This is a genomic window from Corynebacterium sp. HMSC067D03 (assembly GCF_001811185.1).
Lineage (GTDB): Bacteria > Actinomycetota > Actinomycetes > Mycobacteriales > Mycobacteriaceae > Corynebacterium > Corynebacterium coyleae.
Window position 1 is genome coordinate 36,161 of record NZ_KV803842.1, and the last position, 22,483, is coordinate 58,643.

The window sequence follows — 22,483 nt, forward strand, 5'->3', positions numbered from 1 at the left end:
AAAAGAAAAGAAATCCTTCTGTTCAATTCAACGTGCATTGAGAGCGGGATGAAGTAGAAGAGAATCCTGCTACTTCGGTGTTGTTGGCTCGTACATTCTCAGATAGTTTTCCAGCTCTTCTTCAACAACTGAAAGTGGCTCTGGTCGTTCTCGAAGGAGCTTCGCCCAGGACCTACCAGGATGAAGAGTGTCCCATCTTGGCCGCAACCCGTTTCTCCGACCTGAGCCAGGATCGTGGTTTCCGAAGCCGTCGATAAGCGAATTCCAGACCGGGTGATGCAGCCGAATAGCAATTATTTCGGCGAGCTGAACCCAAGTCGGAGCTACGACTAGATATCTCACCGAAAAATCATGAACATCGAGATTGTTCGCTGATTCAATGGACTTTCGATGATTCTGTATACGGTTGAATAATTTTGGACCGTCAAGAACGTTTTGTTGATCGGGATCTCCCTTTCGGTGGCTCTCTGCTTCGGCCTTCCCGATATAGATTGCCCACGTGCCGGGATTCTCTCTATTGGCCAGCGCAATTCGTTCGTACGCAGGGAAATCACCGGTGTAGTAGAGCGCATACACCCCAGCACCATGAAACCGCTTGATTTCAGTTAGTGGAACCACCGGTTGCTCATCAAGCGCTCTCGAGATGGATATGCCAAGGTTTTCGTAGGAAAGTGGATCAAATGCGGACATTAGACGACTGCCTTTACGAGAGGAAGGTCGGTGAATTTACGTTGTTTAATAGCTGTATCAAGCGCAAGATGTTCTGCTACTGACTCGGCAACTGCCCGTCCTAGTCTTACTGGAACAGCATTCCCTAACTGCCGCATAGCCTCGCCCCATGCACCGTGAAGGGCATACCCATCTGGGAAGGTCTGAATCCTTGCTGCTTCCCTAATGCTGAAGTAGCGAACCGATCCATCTGGAAACCGAATCATATTTTCGCCACCCGGAACCCCATGTGCTCCTGCTTTTAGCGCTTTAGATGGTTCGTCTATGTAACTCCCCGTATGGCCGGGGTAAACCCTAGCTCCAGGCTGGAATCGGTGATCAAGCCAGCCTGGAGTGCCGTCTTGACGAGGCTCGGGCATGGTTTCTAGCGCGTCTCGCACGGTAAGCCATGGCTTGAGATTCGGATTTCCCTTCCCGGGGCGCTGTAAAACAACTTGATCTCGTTGGGGTGTTTTGTGTCGCTCCCAGTATTCACCAGATATCTGGGTTTGCTGAAGGGCGGTTCCACTGTGCGTCGGTTCCGGAAAACTCCATCCGGTTTCTATATCGGATCTAAACCCAACCATAAACACGCGGTGTCGGTGCTGGGGGACTCCGTAGTCTGCTGCGTTAACGATGGTAGTCACCACATCGTACTCGAGATCTTGTGCGCCCCCAGTGTTGTCGACCTGCTTGAGACGTTTGTAATGCTCCAGCCAGGATTCTCCTTGACGTGCGCGGACCATCGGGTAGTTAAGCCTTAGCTTGATGAAGGAAAAATAATCGGTGAAAGCGGCGCGTGTAAGACCTTTAACGTTCTCTACGATGAAAGCTCGCGGCTTTAGGTCGGCAACTGCGGCTGTCATTGCAGGAAACATGTCTCGGGGGTCGTTGTCGGCTTTCGCTTTTCCTCCCATGGAAAAAGGCTGACAGGGTGGTCCTCCCGAGACTAAATCAATTTCGTGTTTGTTGAATTGATTCCAATTGATTGACCGTACATCGCCTTCTATCACTTCAAGGCCCTGAATGAGGGGGTAGCCGTCGGAGATATTATTGCGAAGGGTTGCAGTGGCCCATTTGTTCCACTCAGCAGCTGCCAAGTGGTGAAATCCTGCTAAGGACGACCCCAAAAGTAAGCCACCGCCACCTGCAAAAAGTTCTATGCTCTTCATGTTTCCTTAATTTACAAGTGGGGCCGATGCATTCCGCCTGAAAATAGAACAGATGATCGAATGCGGATTAGATTATGTTCTCGTGTCCTGAGTTCTAGATATAGACTGCCAGGTAGTCCACGACTAACAGTGGCCCCTCCAGAAACTGGTTTTGTTCCTCAGCGGTTGATGGTCCTTTGCGGCCTGCAGCTCTGCGCTGTTCGCGGCTCATAGGTATCCCGGATGCTGCATGCAATGAAAACCAACGTCCTTCTGGAATCTTCTTTCGGACTTTTGCCACAATTCGGGCCCTGTCATCGAAGCCATCTTTAGTACGAATATGGTCTTGCTGTAGGGTTCCCACGATTCGCCAGGCAGTGGCGTCGTCTTCTCCGATAAGGATCGGTTTCAAGTTAACGCCATCCATAAAATCCGCCATTTGGTTAAATTGTTCGGAATCTGGGAGATCGTTCTGTGGTGAGCCGAATATCTTGGTGAGTGGTGCGACCTTTGCAAGTGAACGTAAGCTGCCCGGAAGTTCGTTGTTAGCGAGGATCTCGCTAATTTCTGAGAGATAAACATCGCATTCCCACTCGATCATTTCTCCGGTGCGAATGTGTTGGAATGAGGTGTCCGGTTCGAGGATTTCGTTCCAGGAAGCTGCTTCGCAATTAGCTCGGCCGTACTTAATTAGTCGGTCAAGTTTCGCGGTGTCATGATCTCTAAATGAGCGGGTGTTTTCTCCGGTTTCAGCACGAGCCTTTTCACCGCTAATTACTTTTGCGTCGATTGAGCCACCGTTGTGGGAGGTTTTTGATTGCTTGTCGATAATGGACTCGGTTAGGCCATTTTCGATACCGGCGATGTAGTCATCTAATGCTTGTGTGTCTAGGTAGAAAGGGCGGATGAACAAATCAATATCTTTCAATCTGGCGTAAATGAGAATGTCAACACAGCATAGTTGGGTTGTGGCAATTTTTGGTTTGGCTATTCGAGGTCAGTCGCCTACCGAATCGTATCTTGGACGTGCTGTTGCCGCCCTAGTGAAGTGAATGATGAATGGGAGGTCAGTTTAAACAGCGTGGCGATGTGGGGTCGTCGATACGCAAATTCTCTTAGATCTCTGCCTTGTCGATAACCTCGCGCAGGACCTTGGCGGAGTGGTGGAACTTGGCGGTTTCGGTGTCGTCGAGACGAAGTTCGACGACGTTGCGCACGCCGCCACGGTTGAGCACGGTTGGGGTGCCGATGTAGATGTCGTTGAGGCCATACTCGCCCTCAAGAAGCGCAGAGACCGGTAGGACAACGTCCTCGTTTCGCAGGATTGCGCGAGTGATGCGTGCGAGCGCGTTGCCGACACCAAAGGACGTGTTGCCTTTGCGTTTGATGATGTCGTAGGCAGCGTCGCGGGTCCGCACAAACATCTCGTCGATCTGCTTATAAATATCCGGATTGCGGGCGGCTTCCGCCTCGAGCAGAGCGGGGAGGGGAACGCCACCGATGGAGCCGGAGGACAGAACAGGCAGTTCGGTGTCGCCGTGCTCGCCGATGATGTGCGTGTGCACCGCAGAGGGAGCGATGTCGAAGTACTGGCCTAGGTTGTGGCGCCAACGCGCCGTATCTAGCACGGTGCCTGCGCCGATGACCTGATTCGACGGCAGTCCGGTCTGCTTCCAGGACACGTAGGTCAGCACATCCACTGGGTTGGTGGCCACGACGTAAATGCCGTTGAAGCCGGCGGCCATAACTTGTTTGTTGATGGACTCGAAAATCTTCACGTTGCGCGCCACAAGATCCAGACGCGTCTCGCCGTCGCGCTGTGCAACGCCAGCGCAATTGACCACGAGTGCCGCATCCTTGCAGTCCTCATAGGTGCCAACCGTGACATCCATGTGGTGGCCAGAAAACGGGATCGCGTGATTGAGGTCTTCCACCTCAGCCCATGCAAGATCCTCGTTGAGGTCGATGATGGCGAGATGATCTGCCAGACCCTGGTTCAAGATGGCGTAGGCGTACGCGGTTCCGACAGCGCCGGCGCCGATGAGGACAACTTTCGAACCTTGAGTGACAAACATATGACCATTATTCCATGTGATGATTACGGGGAGCGGGGTGGGTTGGTGGCTTCGAGGTTACTTCGGTAAACCGCTTTTTAAAGGGCGAATGCTGGATAACATCTATTGATGTCCACGACAATCAAAGGAGCATCATGCTAAACGTGACAGATCTGCGAGGACGAGAGACCTCGGTACGAGAACTGCGTGCAATTCTTCCTCGTGCAGGTACCGATGTCGGCTCCGCAGCAGAACAGGTCGCGCCGATTGTCGACGACGTCCGTCGCCGCGGTGCCGAGGCAGCACTTGAATACGGGGAACGTTTTGACGGAGTACGCCCAGAAGCGGTTCGAGTTTCTTCGGATGCCATGCGGGCCGCGTTGGATGGTTTGGATGCTGATGTTCGCGCTGCACTGGAAACCTCGATTCAGCGGATCCGACAGGTACATGCTGAGCAAAAGCCAGCTACGCGCAAGACCGAACTCGCGACAGGAGCAGTTGTTACTGAGGTGTTCCGCCCCGTGCGCCGCGTTGGCCTATACGTGCCCGGCGGTAAGGCCGTGTACCCGTCGAGCGTGCTGATGAACGCGATTCCGGCCCAGGAAGCGGGCGTGGAGTCCATGGTGGTGTGCACCCCGCCGCAGGCAGACTTTGACGGTCAGCCGCACCCGACGATCCTCGCCGCATGTGCGCTGCTTGGTATCGACGAGGCGTGGGCCGTTGGCGGCGCGCAGGCGGTGGCCCTGATGGCCTACGGTGACGACGACCTCGAGCCGGTCGACATGATCACCGGCCCCGGCAACGTGTTCGTTGCAGCCTCGAAGCGCCTGGTCAACGGCGTAGTGGGCATCGATGCGGAAGCCGGTCCGAGCGAGATCGCGATCATTGCCGACGACACCGCCGACCCCGTCTACCTGGCCTACGATCTGATCTCCCAGGCAGAGCACGACGAGCAGGCCGCATCGATTCTGATTACGGATTCTCCGGAGCTGGCTGGTCTCGTCGACAAGGAAATCGCGAAACGCTACGGCATCACGCTCAACGCTGACCGCGTGCGCGACGCGCTGGAAGGCCCGCAGTCCGGGATTTTGATTGTGGACGATATCGAGACTGCCGTGCACGTGACCAACGTGTACGCGCCCGAGCACCTGGAGATCCACACCGCAAATGCGCAGGCTGTGGCGCGCGAGATCAACAATGCCGGCGCTATCTTCGTCGGACCGTACTCGCCGGTGCCACTGGGGGACTACTCGGCAGGTTCGAACCACGTGCTGCCAACGTCAGGTACCGCAAGGTTTGCCGCGGGGTTGAGCACGCACACCTTCCTCAAACCGATGAACATTGTCGAGTACTCCGCTGAGGCACTGGAAGAGGTCGCGGATGCCGTGATCACCCTTGCAGACGAAGAAGGCCTCCCCGCGCACGGGGAGGCCATCAAGGCAAGGCGGGGCTAGCCGCCGGAGGCGAGGTACTTGCTACTTCGCCTCGTACTCATACTCAGTTTCGGCGACAGCCTGTGGACGACCGGTAACGAAGTACAGGATGGTCATTACGAAGAGGAAGGCGACACCGACTGCAAGTGCTACGTGGTACTCAGGCAGCCACACCATCGTGCCAAAGGTGAAGAGAATGAAGGCTACCGCGAACCACTGACCGTAAGGCCAGAACGGGACTGGGAACTTCAGGGCCTTCACTTCCTCGGTGGTCATCTCGCGGCGGGAAGCGATGTGTGCGATCAGAATCATCAACCAGACGAAGATGGTGGCAAAGGTTGCAAGTGCTGCAATAGTGCCGAAGATGTCCGGGTAACGCTGGTTCAAGAACACACCGACGATCAGGGCGACGATGAGCATCGCAACGGTCATCACTGGCACATCACGGTAGGTTCGCGCCATCGACTTTGGAGCCAAGTTTTCCTTCGCCAGACCAGCGAGCACGCGGCCGGTAGAGAACAGGTCAGCGTTAATCGCCGACAGGGAAGCACTGAGCACAACCACGTTCAGCAGTGCTGCGGCCCAGCTCACGCCGAGAGTGTCGAAGATCTGAACGAACGGGGAATCATCACCGTTAATCGTGCGCCACGGGTTGATCATCAGGATGACCAGGATGGACAGTACGTAGAAGATCAGGATGCGCATCGGGACAGTGTTGACTGCCTTCGGGATAGAGCGGTCCGGATCCTCAGCCTCAGCGCCCGCGACACCGATGATCTCGGTGCCACCAAAAGCGAAGAGGACGAGGATGAACGAGGCTGCCATGCCGGAGAAGCCGTTAGCGAAGAAACCACCGTCGTTCCAGAGGTTGTCAATACCCATTGCCTCCGGGGACTCGCCAAGGTTGAAAATAAGGATTGCAGCGCCACCGATGATCATGGCGACCACAGCGCCGACCTTGATCAAGGTGAGCATGAACTCGAGCTCACCAAACAGACGGACAGCGGCAAGGTTAGCTGCACTGATGATCAGCAGTGTGACGGTGATCCAGACCCACGCTGGTGTTGTGGGGAACCAGAACTTCATATAGATCGTGATTGCCGTTAAGTCAGCCAGACACACGATCATCATCTCGAAGGCGAACATCCAACCGGTGATGTAACCACCGAGGCCACCCAGGTACTCGCGGCAGTACACCGCGAAGGAGCCACGCACTGGGTGACGCACACTCATCTCGCCGAGAGCTCGGAGGATGAAGTACATCACCGCGCCACCCAGGAGGTAGACGAGGAGCACAGAAGGACCAGCCGCCTGGATTGCGCCGGCGGAGCCGTAGAACAGGCCGGTACCAATCGCGGAGCCCAAGGCGATGAAGTGAATGTGGCGGGCCGTCAAACCTGGCCGTTTCGGTTTGGGAGTGTCTTGTTGTGTAGGTGCAGTCATGGTGGACATTAACTGTGCTCTTTCAAATGACAATGTGCGAATGGAATCGCTTCGGGAAAATATTGGTGATGACAATGCCCTGGCTGGGCTGCGTCTTCCCGGTTTGACCTTCCGGCGGTGGCACAGTGATTGGGGGCTCGCCGCAGGGGAGGGTCTCCGGGTGCGCGGCGTGTTTCGACGAATGCTTACGCTAACGAAAAATCCCCCGCGCTTTGCTGCGAAGGGCAGTTAGCGCAGGGGCGAAAAAGTCGGCCGACACCGCGCTACAGATGATGATGCAGGCGGGCCGGCTGGGTATTCGGCAACGCGAAAGCGACGGCCTGGTCGGCCGTGGCGGAAAATGCGTTGCGGTTCATCACGTGGAGAACCATAACACGGCTGTCTTGAGTTTGGGGCGAAAATGCCAAATTAATTTTTCAGGCGGTGTGCTTCGGAGGGGTTGAGCAGGATCACGCCGCCTGAGCCCTCGAACGCTTTAGCGCCGTTCATCTGCGAATCTGTGCAGGCGGTTCTGCGGTTTTCGGGAAGGTCCTCGTCGTCGCCAAGTCGGTAACGGCCAATGCAACCCCAGCCGTTCTTCTCATTCGTCCATGCGGACACACTGCCTTGGATCTCACCGTTCTTCGCGGCTTCCTTGTATCCCTCAAGCGTCATCATTGCGACATCGCACGTGGTGTTGTCCTCCAGGGCGTACACGCCCATCTCAGTGCCAAGAATGTCGGAGGTGCCGCACTGTTCGCCCTTTGCCACCGTGTGTTCTTCGGTGATGCTCTGGGTCTTGCCCGGGCGGGAGTACACGCCGTCGTGGACCTCGAAGGTGTCGTTGCCATACTCGACGCGGACACCGCCACCGTTGAGGTTGGTGATCACGACGTCATTGATCGTGACACGCTCGCCTTCGTTGAGATGGTTCGGCTGGATGTCGTAACCCTGGGAGCCGGGAGAGACTGCGGTGATGAATCCACCGCGGTCCGGCTTGTACCAAATGACATTGGGGATTTTGGTGTTCGGATCGCCACCGGTGTGCTCTACGGGAGGAATCGGATCGACGAACGCGGCCTGGCAGAACACTGGAGTGTCATCCGGGTTCCTGCCGATCCGACACCCGAACACCCCTGAGTCGAGCCCAACAACATTGTGTTCGAACCGCGAAGGATCGACATCCGTGTAGTTGTCTTGAGTGTCCTCGGCCGACGTTTCCGGTGCGTCGGAAGCGGTCGTCGTGGATTCGGTGTCTTGTGCCGAATCCGAAACGGTTGGCTCAGGCAGGGCCTGCTCAGAGCTATCGCCGCAACCGGTCAAGGTTGCGGCGGTGACGAGTACTGCGGCGAGAATCGATGTGGTGCGGTGTGCGCGGGAAAACTGCATACCGCCTAGTTTAGGAACACCACGTGGTGCTCATAGGGAATTACGCCCCTGGTGTGAAGTGGTCGGAGGAGTATTGCCCGTCGGGGGAGATCTCAAACCAGGAGTTGTCGCGCTCGCCGCGAATTGTGCCGTCGGCCCCGTGGGTGAAGGTGTAATAGCTGATGGTCACCTGTTCACCGGGGTGAAGCACGTCGCCCACGGGTTGTGCGTCACCGCCGCCGACATCGTGGGTCGTGGCAAAGCCAATCTCTGACACCCACATCAACCGGTCAACGGGAGTGCCCTGGCTGTTGTCAATGTCTAAGGGCGGCATCTGCCCAGCCGGTGCGATTACGCACCCCAGATACCCGTCGTCATCTCCGCCGGCGGGGAAGTACGAACAGGTGGTTTTGGAGTCGAACTCCACGACGTACGCCGGGTACTCGCCGCCTTCTGTGAAGTCGGCGGGATCACGCTCGACGAGGGCAGCTTCTGTTGCTTGGGCAGCTTCTGTTGCTTGTGCGGAGGGGTCCACTGAAGATTCGTTCAGTTCCGCCTCCTGGACGTCGTCGCTGGTGGAGCATGCAGAAAGCGCCAGTGAGGCAACAAAAGCAGCGGCGAGGGCTGTTGCAGGCGTTGCGCGTTGTGTGTTCATGCACACGACCCTATTAGGCGAAGACGCCCACCGCCCAGGAACCGAGCACCAAAATCACCGAGAACACCCAGCAGATCGGGAAGGCGATGCGCAGGTACTTGCCCATCTCCGCACGCGCCAGGCCGAGCGCGAGCCACAGTGCAGGGGAGAAGGGGCTGACGAAGGTGCCGATGACGTTACCCACGATCATGGCAGACGCTGCACCCATACCGGAGACGCCGAACGCCTCTGCGGTTTGCTGCACGATCGGCAGCACGGAGAAGTAGTACGCGTCCGTCGACGTTGCCAGATCCAGCGGCACGCCGAGCAGACCGATGATCACGTGGATGTACGGACCGACAGACGCCGGCAGGATGGCGATCAGCGACAGTGCAATCTGCTCGAGCATGCCAGTGCCGTCCAGGATGCCGAGGAACATCGCGGCTGCGAGGATGACGCCGGCCATGGACAGGGCGGTGGGGGCGTGTCGTCGTAAAGCATCGCTCTGATCTTCCAGCGTCGGGAAGTTCAACGCCATGAGCAGCGCAGTGCCGACGAGGAACGCGGGCGCCGGCGAGGCCAAACCCGCCACCAGCACGCCGATGAGTGCGAGCGTGATCAGGGTGTTCGCCCACGTCACCCACGCGCCGCCGCGCTGGGTGAACTCCAGCTTGGAGCGCTCTTCTGCTTGACGACGAGAAAAGTCTTCTGCAACCGCGTGAACATCCACCAGCTGGTGGTCACCATCCTGCTTGGCAGTACGGCGCTGTTCGATGATGCCGAAGATCGCGGCAACGACGAACACGAGGACAATGGCCACACCCTGGACCGGCAAGAGGTGGGCCCAGATCTCGTTCGGGGAAGGGCCGATGACGGAACTTGCGCGGCCAACCGGGCCACCCCACGGCAGCATGTTCATCACCGACGCCGACAGAGCGACGAGCGTGAGCAGGACGTAGCGCGACATACGCATCGCCTCGTAGAGCGGCAGCAACGCGGGGATGGTGAGCAGGAATGTTGTGGAGCCTGAACCGTCGAGGTGCGCCACGACCGCGATTGCGGCAGTGCCGAGCGTGACCAAAATCGGCTTGCCGCGGGTCGCGCGGATCAACGCCTTAATCACCGGCTCGAACAGGCCGACGTCCGAAAGAATGCCGAAGTAGATGATGGCGAAGATGAACATCACCACGACCTTCATGACTCTGTCGAGTCCGTCGAGGTAGAAGTCCGAAATCTCCGCAACGCCTGCGCCGGTGAGTATCGCACCGACGATCGGGATCAGCGTCATTGCGACGATCGGATGGGTTTTGCCTTTGAGGAGCAGGCCGACCGTCACCACGATGATGGCAAGGCCAAGCACTGTCAGTGCGAGGGGAGAAGTCATGGCTGGATACTAAATGATTGCTGAGAAAAAGCGGGTTTGATTCTTTAAAAACCGTTGAAATAGCAGATTGAGGGGGTAATGCCGTAGTGTTGGCAGGCGATGAGCATTTCCGAAAACGCCACCGGCGGCGAGAACGAGCCGGATATGAATGTGTCGGAAAATCAGGAAAACCCGCAGGATGTCGCGGCCGAGATTGTTGAGGCCGTAGTAGAGGACACCAGGGATGCGGAGATTTCTGAGGTAACCGGCGCCGCACAAGAAGAAGCGGCCATTGAAATTGAAGACAACGTGGTAAAGATCGCGGATACGGACGAAGAGTCCGACAACGGCGATAACGCTGCAGATACCGCAGAGGAAAAGGCAGAAGAGGTAAAGCCGGAGAACGGCTTTGAAACCCTCGGCCTGCCAGACAAGGTTGTGGAGGCCGTCAAGCGCGTCGGTTTCGAGCAGCCCTCGCCGATTCAGGCACAGACCATCCCGCTGCTGATGGAAGGCCGCGACGTCGTCGGCCTGGCACAGACGGGTACGGGTAAGACCGCAGCATTCGCGCTGCCGGTGCTGTCCCAAATTGATCCCAAGAAGCGTCACCCGCAGGCACTTGTGCTCGCCCCGACGCGTGAGCTGGCACTGCAGGTGTCGGACTCCTTCCAATCGTTTGCCGATCACCTGGGCGGCATCAACGTGCTGCCGATCTACGGCGGCCAGGCCTACGGCATTCAGCTCTCGGGGCTGCGCCGTGGCGCACAGGTGATCGTCGGTACGCCGGGTCGCGTCATCGACCACCTGGAGAAGGGCTCGCTGGACATCTCCAACCTGCGCTTCCTCGTGCTCGACGAGGCAGACGAGATGCTGAACATGGGCTTCCAGGAGGATGTCGAGCGCATCCTCGAGGACACCCCGGATGAGAAGCAGGTTGCGCTGTTCTCGGCGACGATGCCGAACGCGATCCGCAAGATTTCGCGCGACTACCTGAACAATCCGGAAGAGGTCACCGTTAAGTCGGAGACCCGCACCAACACGAACATCACCCAGCGCTACCTGTTTACGGCGCACCGCAACAAGCTCGACGCGATCACCCGCATTCTTGAGGTGACCGAGTTTGAAGCGATGATCGTGTTCGTTCGCACCAAGAACGAGACCGAGGACGTTGCAGAGAAGCTGCGCGCACGCGGTTTCTCCGCCGCAGCCATTAACGGCGATATTCCGCAGCAGCAGCGTGAGCGCACAGTGGATCAGCTTCGCGACGGCCGCCTGGACATCCTCGTGGCCACCGACGTCGCAGCCCGCGGCCTGGACGTCGAGCGCATCTCTCACGTGCTTAACTACGACATTCCGAACGACACGGAGTCGTATGTCCACCGCATCGGCCGCACCGGCCGTGCAGGCCGTACCGGCGAGGCAATCCTGTTTGTCACCCCGCGCGAGCGCCGCATGCTGCGCTCGATTGAGCGCGTGACCAACGCGACCATCGAAGAGATGGAACTGCCGACTGTCGACGAGGTCAACGAGAGCCGCAAGACCAAGTTCATGGACTCCATCACCGAGTCGCTTGAGGCTTCTGAACTGCAGATCTTCAAGACCATGGTGCGCGAGTACTCCGCGGCCAACAACGTGCCGATGGATGACATTGCCGCAGCGCTTGCTACCCAGGCGTTGGCTGGCGACGAGTTCCTGATGAAGGAGCCGCCGCGCGACAAGCGTGACCGTCGTGATCGTCGTGACCGCGATCGTTTCGACCGCGACGACCGTCGTGGCCGTGACCGATTTGATCGTGGCGAGCGTGGTGGTCGTGGTCGTCGTGGTGACAGCGAGAACTTTGATACCTACCGTCTCGACGTGGGTAAGCGCCAGCACGTGCGCCCGGGTGCCATCGTGGGTGCCCTGGCCAACGAGGGCGGCCTGAGCTCCAAGGACTTCGGTCGCATCACCATCGGCGGTGACTTCACTCTGGTGGAACTGCCGAAGAACCTTGACCGCGCTGTACTGGACCGTCTGGAGGACACCCGCATTTCCGGTCAGCTGATCAACATCCAGCGTGACCATGGTGCACCGCCGCGTGATCGTGGCGGACGTGGCCGTGGCGGCTACCGCGGTGGGCGCGACCGTGACGATCGTGGGTACGGCGGCCGTGGCCGCGGTGACCGTGACCGCGGTGGATACCGTGGCGGGCGCGACCGTGATGACCGCGGTTACGGCGGCCGTGGCCGTGGCGACCGGGATCGCGGTGGATATCGCGACTAGTTCTTAGCGCGTCAACGACACGGGGCCATCTCGGAACCGGGTACAGTGTGGAAAGCATTTGCCCGGCCGGGGTGGCCCCGTTTTGTTTGTAAAGAGAGCACGCCTTCATGCTTCAACCGCGCCTGTTGTCCACCATCGCTGCATTCGTGATTGCGCTCGTCGCTGGGGTTGGGGTGCTTCCAGTGGAGGCGTCAGCGCAAACCCGCACTGTCACGCAGGGTGGATCTGTAGTGGTGCATGGCACCGGTGTGTGCACGGTGGGTTACAACGATCCGGCACGTCACCGCAGTTTTGTTGCGGCGCACTGCGGACGGAACGGAGCACGGGTGGAAATCGTCGACCCCGCTACCAATGCACGCAGCGGGGCAGTGGGCACCTTGTACCGTTCGCGGGCGTACGACGGCCACCTGGGTAACGACTGGGCTGCAATCCAGTGGGATCCAGGTGTGCGCCTTGACGGCAACCGCATCACAGGCGATGCCTGGGTGCACCCCAACGACATTCGAATGGGAGAGACCGTGTGCTACTTCGGTCGAACCTCGCATGCGGGTGGTGGACGCACCTGCGGTTCTTTTGGCGGGTCGGCGGATAACACGTTTCTCCTTAACGCACCTTTGACTCGCCCCGGTGATTCGGGCGGGCCGATGTGGGTGCCCGGTCGTGGTTTCGTTGGAGTGGTTTCCAGCATGTGGACCTCGCGTCAGTTGCCGCTCGTGCAAGGCAAGAACTTCGTCGTCGGGGTCGTGCCGCAGGACGGTCCGCCGGTACCAGATGCGCGCCTTGTCGGACTGTGGGCGCAGAACACGTTCCTACCGGGGCTGACTGGTCCTGTCGCTGAGGGGATCCGGGCAGTTATCGACGCCATCTTGCGCCTGTTCACCGGGCTTGGCTTTCATGGTCCTGCGTCGCTGCACTACGGCTAGGTGTTTCGCCGTGCGATTGAACGTGGAATTTGCCTGCGTGATGCGGTGTGAGCAGGTAATCTAATGCGCGTCACCCGTGCCCTAGGAAAGTCATACAAATGAGAAAATTGGGATTCGCCGCCACGGTGAACACCGAGGTCCGTAGCCTCGTAGCCGCCGCTGGTGCAGCCGCGCTGGTGCTGAGCCCAGCGGTTGCAACCGCGGCAACGCCGACCGTTGTCGAGCAAGGCAAGGCCATCTACATCGAGGGCCACGGGGCCTGCACCATCGGCTATAACGATGTGGCAAACCGAAAGAGCTACACCGCTGCACACTGCGGCAGCGAGGGCGCGCGTGTGTCCCTCATGGACCGCGCGACAATGGAATTTAGCGAAGAGATGGGCACGTTCCACCCGTCGAAGAACTTCACCCGCCTGCCTTACAACGACTGGGGCTGGATCGAATGGGACGCCGGTGTGGCAATTGCCGGTAACTCGTATTCCGGCGACAAGGTGCTGACCAAGGACGACGTGAAGATCGGCGACGAGGTCTGCTCACACGGCGAAACCAGCCACATGGGCACACGCAACATCTTATGCGGCACGTTTGCCGGATGGTCTGCGGAATCCTTTGGCGTGCAGCTCGAAGGCTGGCAGCAGGGCGATTCCGGCGGACCAGTGTGGGTACCGGGACGGGGCTTCCTCGGTGTGATGTCGGCTGCGGCACTAGGAGAGGCCAAAGCACCTTCGATCGTGATTGGCGGGAAGAGGCAAACGGGCAAACCGGTGGGCTGGGCCGCGTCAATCCACGACGGCGAGACGCTGTCGGATCGTCAGTTCCAGATTGATTTTGCCAAGGCAGGCGGGCTGGACACCAGCATGTTTGAGGGCACCCCCGGAACACCTGGCACCGCACGCCCACCGATTGCTGTGCCGAATTTGCCAACAGTCCCGGCACCGGCCCCAGTGCCTGGGCAGCCGGGCACCCAACAGGACAACCAGGCAGGCACCCAGCCGGGTGCGCAGCAGGATACCCAGGGGGAGAAGGGGTCGTCGACAAGCAGTAGCTCGCTGTCTACCGGCGAGATCATCGGCATCATCGTCTCGATCTTGATCGCCGCCATCCCCGTTGCGATGCAGTTTCTCTAACCTGCGCACATGAAAATCGCCCCGGAGCCACACAGTGCGGCTCCGGGGCAACTGCTTGCGCTGAGGAGGTTTAGAACAGGTCCGTCGGCAGGAACATCAGGACAAGTACCAAAACCCACAGCACGTTGAACACACCGGCACCAGCGTTCGCCTTTGCCTTGGACTTCTCAAAGTCCTCGGTGACATCAGTCGGATCGGCCTCATCAGGGGAGAGCGCACCGATCGTGCCCAGCATCTTGCGCTGCTGCGGGATCACCATAGCCAGCAGGATCGCCCACGCGATCACGGAAAGGATAATGGCCGAGTGCAGCCAGTAGTTGGTGCTGTAGCTCGCCCAATCAGCGAACATGACAACACCGCCGAGCAGCGGAACAAGCGCGGAAAGCAGGCCGTAGGTCTTCGTGATGCGGTACAGCACCGACGCGCGACCCATCGCTTCTTCGCCACCGTTACGGGCTTCTTCAGCCTGGCGGGGGAACATGGAGGCGGAAACGACAACTGGGCCGAGCAGCAAAATGGCAGAGACCACGTGCAGGAAGACAAGCAATGTATTCATGTGGCGCTACTCTACCTCACAGTTGTTGATTGGCGACGAGTCCCATAACGCCGGAACATGCACGTTTGATCACTTTCACATCTTCTGCCGGTAGCGGAAGGCGGTATTGGGTGGCCACCTCCACGATGCGGGTGCCGTACGCGCACCGGGCTCGGCGATTCGGCGGCATCCACTCGGAAGGCAGTTTGTCGGACTTGGCCTGGTTCGCTGCGGAAGATACGGCGATGAGGTTGAGCGGATCGTTGTAGAACGCGATGCGCATGGCTTCGTCCCAACGGTGCGCGCCGAGGTCCCAGGCGGCGGAAACAGGGAGGATGTGGTCGACCTCGATGTCTTCGCGACGCATCACGTCCCCGGTAAACGGGTCGGTGCCGGTAGCGGCGGCTCCAGCACGCGCTTGGGTGACGGGCAGCATGTCCGGTGAGCATTGCGTGCTGTCCAGGTCGCGGACCACGATGCGCTCGCGTGTCGTGCACCCGGTGCCATCGATGGCCCAGCCGGTGCCAAACGCGGTGCGGTCGTAGCCCAGCACAGTCGCGCGCTGAGGGAGAGTCGGGATAGAAAAACGCGATCGTGCCGTGGGAAACGGCACGATCGCGAGGGTGAGAATCACCAAGATTGTCAGGTAGGTACGCATACCTCCTTAGACGGCGGTAGAGCCTGCCTGGTTCCCATTGGTTGCCTCGAGGGCTTCCTCGAAGGATGCCTCTGGATGCGCAAGGGCGTAGTCGGTTGCAGCGATAGCCTGGTCGAACTCTTCTGCCACGCCTTCCTTCGGGCGAGTCATCAGGGACACACCGACCATGGCGATGGTGGCGAAGGCGACGCCCGGGACGATCTCGTAGATGATGTCGCTGAGGTACGTGCCCCAGACGAAGACCGTGACTGCGCCGACGATCATTCCGGCCAGCGCGCCCGGCGCGGTGAGCTTGCGCCAGTACAGCGACGCCAGGATTACCGGGCCGAAGGAGGCACCGAAGCCAGCCCATGCGAAGCCGACAAGGCCCAGAATCGTGTCGGACGGGTTGAGCGCCATGACCATGCCAATTGCAGCAACGACGACCACCATCGTGCGCGAGAGCACGAGCAGGGTGGTGTGGTTCGGGTTCTTCTTAAAGATGCGGTAGAGATCCTCAATCAGCGCTGAGGAGGTCACCAGCAGCTGCGAGGACATCGTGGACATAATCGCCGCCAGCACAGCGGTAAGCACGATACCTGCGATCAGCGGGTGGAACATGATGCGAGCCAGGTCGAGGAAGACCGTTTCAAAGCCGGACTGGTCGGTCACCGATGCGGACTTCTGGCCGAAGTAAGCGGTGCCCACCAGAGCGGTGAGTGTCGCACCTGCGAAGCAGATGAATACCCAGATGCTGCCCGTGCGGCGAGCGGTCTTGGCTTGTGCCGGGGAGCGCAACGCCATGAAGCGGGTGACAATGTGCGGCTGACCGAAGTAGCCAAGACCCCACGCCAGGTTGCCGATAATCGTTGCCGCGGACACGCCGGCGATCATGTTGAAGTAGTTCGGATTGCCGTTCTCCCACGGGCCGTACGGCTGGGAGGTCGGCCACGTGAGGACGTCGGACGGGCTATTGAGTGCAAACAGCGCGAGCACCGGCACAATCAGCAGAGCCAGGAACATCAAGGTGCCCTGCACGGCATCGGTGTAGCTCACAGCCAGGAAGCCACCGATGAAGGTGTACAGCACGGTGACAGAACCGACGATCAACACACCGGTCAGGTAGTCACCGTCGAAGGTGGACTCGTAGTAACGGCCACCGGCGACCATGCCGGAGGAGACGTAGAACGTGAAGAAAACGATGATGATCACTGCGGAGGTGAAACGCAGCGCGCGAGACTGGTCGTGCGTGCGGTTTTCAAAGAAGCTCGGCAGCGTGATCGAGTCGTTGGACACTTCCGTGTAGGCGCGCATGCGGGGTGCGACCCACTTCCAGTTCGCCCACGTGCCAAGGAAGAGGCCGATGGCGATCCAGAGCTCACTGAGGCCGGAGACGAACAGCGCGCCGGGCAGGCCCATCAGCAGCCAGCCGGACATGTCCGAAGCACCGGCAGAAAGCGCCGCGACGAACGGATTGAGGCCACGGTCGCCTAGTACGTAGTCGTCGTACTTCTCGGTCTGTAGCCATGAGTAGAATCCGATGGCTACCATGACACCGAAGTAGAGGACGATCGCGAGGACAAGCCAGAAACTCTCTGACATAGTTTCTCCAATCTTCTTGTAACGTTCGCCACACTTTAACGTAAGGGTGCTCTACGTTGCACATAATCCTTAAAAACTTTTAGGGGTCAATTTCGGGTTGGGTGGTATAAGGGTGGGTATGCCTAAATACGTTTTGCACGGGCTCTGGACGTCCGACGCTGGACTTGTCATTTGGGCTGAGCAGGTAGAAGGCCACAAAATTGTGACGATTGGTCAAGTTCCGGAGGGGACTTTTCCGCCAATTGTGCATTCGCTTCTCGACGATTCCCGGTTCCGTCATCGAGAAATCCTGCTCCTGCAAACTCCGAAAGGCCGCCAAGTAACACTGCGTGCTCCGGTGGCAAAGTTTGCGCCCGAGGATGCGATCAGGTTCTTGGAGAGCATCGCACATCTCGACGGGCCATCACCGGCAGCAACCCCGTCGCAGCGCCAATCGATCGCACCTGACCTGTATTGGCTCATTCGTATGTACGCGGGGTTGACCAAGTTCATCCGAGCCGGGCGAGTGTCCATCCATGTGCCGTACCGGGAGAACCAGTGGTTTGCACAGTGGCAGTTGGGCACAGGTCTTGAGGAGAGGGGCTGGCTCGCGGAGATGATCGCCGCAGCGCCGGGCGTGCTCACGGCCAATAACCACAAGTTAAGCGAGGATTGTGCGACGACATTTACGCACTGGATTGCCTCGACTCGTCTGCGTGATACTGCGACGTCAGAAGCCGGGCGTCCGTTTCCACGCCACGACTTTGTGCTGTCGCTGATGTTCGATACTCCACTTCGTCGCGGCGGACCGAGCCTGGCGCAGCAGGTCGGTGATTGGAACGGCACGATCACCGCCGCGAATCTGCAGCTGGTCTTCATTGCTGAAGACCCGCAAGAGCCGATGACAGATCTTGACGACGACCGCGACGGCGACGGCAGTAGCAACAGTGACGCCGCTGCAGCGGAGCCGTTGTGGCCGGTGCGGATCCAGGTCCGCTCACAGGCGGATTCACCCCGCCCGGTTCGCATGGCGGATTTTGATAGCGCGTCGGCGGATCACCTTCGTGGCCAGTTGCGCTCCGCGATCGCAGTGTCGGAGCTGCTCGATCCCTCACTGCATGGTGCCCAAGGGCGTACTGACGGTGATTGGGATGTGCTGCTTACGGCTGATCAGATCGTCGAGTTCGTCCAAAACGTTGCGCCCAAGTTGCGTGCGGAAGGCTTCGTCGTCATGCTGCCGCGAACGTGGGCGACGGCGGAGACGTCGTCGCAACTGAAACTTGCCCGTCACGAGGACCCGCACGATTCCGCCACGGTCACTCGCATGGGCTTTGACACGCTGGTCAAGTACGACTGGCGCCTTTCCATCGGCGGAGTGGAATTGACTGACGATGAGATGGCGGAACTTGCGCGCTCCAAAACCGGGCTGATCAAACTGCGCGGGGAGTGGGTGCTGGCCGATACCAAGCATCTGTCTAAGTCCGCGAAGTATCTGAACAAGCTCAAGGAAAGCACGCTGAAGAACGCGCTCGCCGAGGCGGAAGCCGCCGAGATCCACGCGCGTCTTGCAGAAGCCGGTGGCAGCGAAGATGCCGAACAACTTGCAGAGATCGCACGTGCGGCTCGCGTGGAGTACGAACGGCTAAAAGAAGCGCAGGGCGAGGGTGTGGTCTCCGCTGCGGAGCTGCGTCAGCTCGCCTTGGAAACTGGCGACGATAGCCCGATCGCGTTTACCGGCTCACCCTGGTTTACCTCGCTTGTCGGCGGCACCGACCGCCCCGCGCTTGAGCGCGTAGAGGTCCCTGAGACTGTCAACGCCGAACTGCGCGAGTACCAGCGCCGCGGTGTGGATTGGCTGTACTACATGTCCCGCAACAACCTAGGGGCTGTGCTTGCAGACGATATGGGGCTTGGCAAAACCCTCCAACTGTTGTCCCTGCTTGCGGTGGAAGAGGCGAACGGCAGGAAGACCGGACCAACGCTTGTGGTCGCACCGACCTCAGTAGTGGGCAACTGGGCGCGCGAAGCAGCCCGCTTCGTGCCGGGTATGAAGGTGCGGGTCCACCACGGCACGGGACGGCTCAAAGGTGACGAGCTGTTCGCTGCGGCCGAAGAAGCGGACATTGTCATTTCCTCCTACGGCACGGTCGCCCGCGACGTGAAAGACCTGGCCAAGGTGCGTTGGGATCACGTGGTGCTGGATGAGGCGCAGGCGATTAAGAATTCGGGCACGCAGGCGTCGAAAAGCGTGCGCGCCCTGCCAGCACGCCACCGCATCGCGCTGACCGGCACGCCGATTGAAAACAAACTGTCGGAGCTGCGTAGCATCCTCGACTTTGTTAACCCCGGCATGCTTGGCTCCCAGTCGTTTTTCCGCAACCACTTTGCCAAGGTCATCGAGGCCCGCAGCGAAGATCCTGTCGCGCTCGAGATGAGCGAGCGGCTTCAGCGTCTCACCGCGCCGTTTATCATGCGCCGGCTGAAAACTGACACGGCGATTATCAGCGACCTGCCCGAAAAGGCAGAACATGTCATCGCCGTAGACATGACAGCCGAGCAAGCCGCACTGTACAAGGCGCTCGTGGACACAATGCAGGAAGAACTGCAGAACCGAAAAGGCATTGCGCGCAAGGGGCTGGTGCTGTCCACCATCACGCGCATCAAGCAGATTTGTAACCACCCGGCGCACTTTCTTGGCGATGGCTCCCCAGTCACCATCAAAGGCGTCCACCGCTCCGGCAAAGTACAAAAACTCATGGAACTGCTGGACAACGCTATCGAAACCGACCAGCGCGTCCTGATCTTTACCCAGTACAAGGCATTCGGCGACATCCTCCAGCCGTACCTTTCGGAGCGCCTCGGCGGGAAGATCCCATTCCTCCACGGCGGCGTGGGCAAAACCGCGCGCGACAAGATGGTGGAAGATTTCCAAACTGATAACGGCCCGCGCGCCATGATCCTGAGCCTGAAAGCCGGCGGCACAGGACTCAACCTCACTGCGGCCTCTATGGTCATTCACCTCGACCGCTGGTGGAACCCAGCCGTAGAAAACCAGGCGACCGACCGCGCATTCCGCATCGGACAAGACAAAAACGTTACCGTGTACAAAATCATCACCCGCGGCACCATGGAAGAATCCATCCAAGACATCCTCGACGGCAAAACCCAACTCGCAGGCACCGTCGTCGGCCAAGGCGAAGGCTGGATCACCGAACTGGACACCGATGATCTGGCACAACTGATCAGCTACAGGGGGCAAAATGACTAAACGCCCACGCGAAGACAACGTCATCTACGCCAACTTCGGCGCACGCACACGCGTCTCCAGCCCAGCCGAAACCGGGGCGCAGACCAGCGAACCCTCGCGCGTCAACAGGCTATCCGCACCAGCGATGCGCATATTCAACGCTGCAGTGCGCCAAACCGACGTCGCGCGCGCCAAACGCGGCCGCACCTACGCCGACGGCGGGCATGTCCTTGGGCTGACCGCCGTAACTAATGGAATGCACGCAGACGTTGCAGGCAGCCAAAACGAGCCCTTCCGCACCACACTCGTCCTGCCGCACCGCAGCCGCGAAGACATCGAAACAGCCATCGGCTCGCTTGTGCGCGAAGCAGGTTCCCTCGAGCGCCTCCGTGCCGGGGAACTCAATGACGACGTCCTTGACATCCTGCTCTGCTCCTCACCCGACGAGGTGCGGTTTTACTGCGACTGCCCGGACAACGCCCAAGTTTGCAAGCACGCGGTCGCGCTCGCACAGTGCGCTGCCGAACTTATCGACGACGACCCGAGCCTCATCCTCTCCATGCGTGGCATCACACTTAACGCGCTCGAAGACCGCAAACGGCGCGAATCACACAACATGGCGCTCGAGAACTCCGCGCCGGGTTCGCCGTACTTCTGGGATGGCCACGACCTGCCCGATCTGCCACGCCCGAAGATCGCGCCGATGATCGAGGACTCGGACATCCACTTGCTGCACCGTGCGATGCAATCTGTGTCGTTTACCAACATCGACCAATTGCGCGCGGTAGCAGATATCGAGGATCTTTACGACGACCTCACGCGTTCATAGTTCATATGTTCGAATATATTGTGTGCTGTGTCGTGGTGGGGTGGTAGTTGTTGTGGGTATGACGCGCACGACATTCATTCACACGTCCGACCTGCAGTTGGGCATGACAAGGAAGTTCCTGTCCGCCGACGCCCAATCGCGTTTCAACGAAGCCCGGCTCCGCGCGGTAACGCGCCTCGGCGAGATCGCCGAAGAGCGCGGAGCTGAATTTATCGTGGTTGCAGGCGACGTGTTCGAACACAATTCGCTCAAGCGCGAAACGCGGGGGCGCGCACTCGAAGCATTGCGGCATCTCCCGGTGCCGGTGTATCTGTTGCCGGGAAACCACGACCCGTTGGTGGCGGATTCCATCTTTAATTTCACCTCTGACATTGATGGGGTGACGGTCTTGGGAGACTCCACGCCCGTGGAGGTCCGCGAAGGCGTGGAGATTGTCGGTGCGCCACTGCTGGCCAAGCATGCCTCCGAGGATTTGTGCGCGAAGGGGATTCGGAATCTGGAGCCGACAGAAAACGTGCGCATCTTGGTCGGCCACGGCCAGGCAGAAGGCTATGGCACCGAGGAGACGGCGGCGCTTATCGACATTGCCAAACTAGATGCGGCAATCGATCGCGGCGTGATCGATTACGTGGCGTTGGGAGATACCCACTCCACGCAATCACTGTCGGACTCAGGTCGAGTGTGGTTCTCCGGCTCCCCGGAAACCACCGACTACTTCGACCGTTCACCTGGCGCGAAGGGCGGGGAAGTGGATTCCGGCAACGCGCTAGTCGTGACCGTGGAGAAGGACAGTCTGACATCCACAGTCGAGGTTGAGAAGGTTCCGGTTGGCACCTGGACGTTCGAAGCACGCTTCTGGGAGGTCAACGATGCCGACGATGTTGCCGCGGTTATCGACGATCTGAAGGCCTATCCTGCGAAGGATCGGACCGTGATCAAGTATGCGCTCTCCGGCACGCTTGGCCTGGAAGCAACCCGTACGTTGCAACGAGAGTTAGACGAGTTAGAGCCGGTCTTTGCCGCTCTCTACGAGCGGGAGCGGTTGATGAGCCTGCACCTCGAGCCAGACGAGGAAGAGCTAGAGAATTTGCCGCTGACGGGTTACGCCAAGGAGGCGATGCGCGAGCTTATTGGTGTTGCTGGCGATGAGGCTACAGCGCGCGATGCCGTGAACTTGTTGTTCCGTCTGTCTAAGGAGGTCCACTAATC

Annotated in this window: 18 protein-coding genes; 7 read left to right on the top strand and 11 right to left on the bottom strand. The window is 59.2% G+C overall.

All coding sequences use genetic code 11. The features are described 5' to 3' along the window. Positions 1-69: 69 nt before the first annotated feature. From HMPREF2785_RS11655 to HMPREF2785_RS09880, 4 genes are all read right to left on the bottom strand, one after another. Positions 70-690, bottom strand: a complete 621-nt coding sequence (locus tag HMPREF2785_RS11655; RefSeq protein ID WP_083308970.1) for an Eco29kI family restriction endonuclease — start codon at positions 688-690, stop codon at positions 70-72. Further along, the gene (locus HMPREF2785_RS11660) at positions 690-1,880 is read right to left on the bottom strand and encodes a DNA cytosine methyltransferase (RefSeq protein WP_070829532.1); all 1,191 of its coding nucleotides are present in this window, start codon (positions 1,878-1,880) and stop codon (positions 690-692) included. Before HMPREF2785_RS11660 ends, HMPREF2785_RS11655 begins: the two co-directional genes overlap by 1 nt. A gap of 94 nt (positions 1,881-1,974) precedes the next feature. Continuing rightward, entirely contained in the window at positions 1,975-2,787 is an 813-nt protein-coding gene (locus tag HMPREF2785_RS09875) for a DUF6414 family protein (protein WP_141750685.1), read from the bottom strand. A 187-nt stretch (positions 2,788-2,974) separates the two neighbouring features. Next, positions 2,975-3,934, bottom strand: coding sequence for an L-lactate dehydrogenase (locus HMPREF2785_RS09880; protein ID WP_070615246.1), 960 nt, complete (start codon positions 3,932-3,934; stop codon positions 2,975-2,977). Positions 3,935-4,068: 134 nt separating this feature from the next. On the opposite strand from HMPREF2785_RS09880, the gene hisD reads away from it, so the two are divergent. Beyond that, positions 4,069-5,367 carry a histidinol dehydrogenase gene (hisD, locus tag HMPREF2785_RS09885; protein WP_070615249.1) on the top strand — a complete coding sequence of 433 codons (1,299 nt, stop codon included), beginning with the start codon at positions 4,069-4,071 and terminating at the stop codon, positions 5,365-5,367. A gap of 21 nt (positions 5,368-5,388) precedes the next feature. Here hisD and HMPREF2785_RS09890 read toward each other — a convergent pair whose 3' ends face one another. The 4 genes from HMPREF2785_RS09890 to HMPREF2785_RS09905 all read right to left on the bottom strand — a co-directional run bounded on the left by HMPREF2785_RS09890 (position 5,389) and on the right by HMPREF2785_RS09905 (position 10,154). Further along, positions 5,389-6,798: an amino acid permease gene (locus HMPREF2785_RS09890; RefSeq protein WP_070615252.1), complete on the bottom strand. Its 1,410-nt coding sequence runs from the start codon at positions 6,796-6,798 to the stop codon at positions 5,389-5,391. Positions 6,799-7,197: 399 nt separating this feature from the next. Then, positions 7,198-8,157 carry a hypothetical protein gene (locus tag HMPREF2785_RS09895; RefSeq protein ID WP_070450190.1) on the bottom strand — a complete coding sequence of 320 codons (960 nt, stop codon included), beginning with the start codon at positions 8,155-8,157 and terminating at the stop codon, positions 7,198-7,200. Between the two features lie 40 nt (positions 8,158-8,197). Continuing rightward, positions 8,198-8,791, bottom strand: coding sequence for a hypothetical protein (locus HMPREF2785_RS09900; RefSeq protein ID WP_070569841.1), 594 nt, complete (start codon positions 8,789-8,791; stop codon positions 8,198-8,200). 13 nt (positions 8,792-8,804) lie between these two features. Then, positions 8,805-10,154, bottom strand: a complete 1,350-nt coding sequence (locus HMPREF2785_RS09905) for a CitMHS family transporter (protein WP_070615255.1) — start codon at positions 10,152-10,154, stop codon at positions 8,805-8,807. A gap of 99 nt (positions 10,155-10,253) precedes the next feature. Between HMPREF2785_RS09905 and HMPREF2785_RS09910 the strand changes: the two genes are divergently transcribed. The 3 genes from HMPREF2785_RS09910 to HMPREF2785_RS09920 all read left to right on the top strand — a co-directional run bounded on the left by HMPREF2785_RS09910 (position 10,254) and on the right by HMPREF2785_RS09920 (position 14,445). Beyond that, positions 10,254-12,395, top strand: coding sequence for a DEAD/DEAH box helicase (locus HMPREF2785_RS09910; RefSeq protein WP_070450179.1), 2,142 nt, complete (start codon positions 10,254-10,256; stop codon positions 12,393-12,395). Positions 12,396-12,502: 107 nt separating this feature from the next. Further along, positions 12,503-13,318, top strand: a complete 816-nt coding sequence (locus HMPREF2785_RS09915) for a chymotrypsin family serine protease (RefSeq protein ID WP_070569847.1) — start codon at positions 12,503-12,505, stop codon at positions 13,316-13,318. Between the two features lie 98 nt (positions 13,319-13,416). Continuing rightward, on the top strand, positions 13,417-14,445 hold the full coding sequence (locus HMPREF2785_RS09920) for a chymotrypsin family serine protease (RefSeq protein ID WP_070615258.1): 1,029 nt from the start codon (positions 13,417-13,419) through the stop codon (positions 14,443-14,445). Positions 14,446-14,515: 70 nt separating this feature from the next. Here the strand turns inward: HMPREF2785_RS09920 and HMPREF2785_RS09925 are convergent, their stop codons facing one another. The 3 genes from HMPREF2785_RS09925 to putP are packed head-to-tail and all read right to left on the bottom strand — an operon-like array spanning position 14,516 to position 17,219. Continuing rightward, positions 14,516-15,001, bottom strand: coding sequence for a DUF2269 family protein (locus tag HMPREF2785_RS09925; protein ID WP_070615260.1), 486 nt, complete (start codon positions 14,999-15,001; stop codon positions 14,516-14,518). Between the two features lie 16 nt (positions 15,002-15,017). Beyond that, on the bottom strand, positions 15,018-15,638 hold the full coding sequence (locus HMPREF2785_RS09930) for an HNH endonuclease family protein (protein WP_070615263.1): 621 nt from the start codon (positions 15,636-15,638) through the stop codon (positions 15,018-15,020). A gap of 6 nt (positions 15,639-15,644) precedes the next feature. Further along, positions 15,645-17,219: a sodium/proline symporter PutP gene (gene putP / locus HMPREF2785_RS09935; protein ID WP_070615266.1), complete on the bottom strand. Its 1,575-nt coding sequence runs from the start codon at positions 17,217-17,219 to the stop codon at positions 15,645-15,647. Positions 17,220-17,337: 118 nt separating this feature from the next. Between putP and HMPREF2785_RS09940 the strand changes: the two genes are divergently transcribed. The 3 genes from HMPREF2785_RS09940 to HMPREF2785_RS09950 are packed head-to-tail and all read left to right on the top strand — an operon-like array spanning position 17,338 to position 22,481. Next, positions 17,338-20,466, top strand: coding sequence for a DEAD/DEAH box helicase (locus HMPREF2785_RS09940; RefSeq protein WP_070615269.1), 3,129 nt, complete (start codon positions 17,338-17,340; stop codon positions 20,464-20,466). Then, positions 20,459-21,274, top strand: coding sequence for an SWIM zinc finger family protein (locus HMPREF2785_RS09945; protein WP_070421821.1), 816 nt, complete (start codon positions 20,459-20,461; stop codon positions 21,272-21,274). The genes HMPREF2785_RS09940 and HMPREF2785_RS09945 overlap by 8 nt, the downstream gene beginning before the upstream one ends. A gap of 58 nt (positions 21,275-21,332) precedes the next feature. Continuing rightward, positions 21,333-22,481 (top strand): metallophosphoesterase family protein, encoded by a 1,149-nt coding sequence (locus tag HMPREF2785_RS09950; RefSeq protein ID WP_070421822.1) that lies wholly within the window; start codon positions 21,333-21,335, stop codon positions 22,479-22,481. The last annotated feature ends 2 nt before the right edge of the window (positions 22,482-22,483 follow it).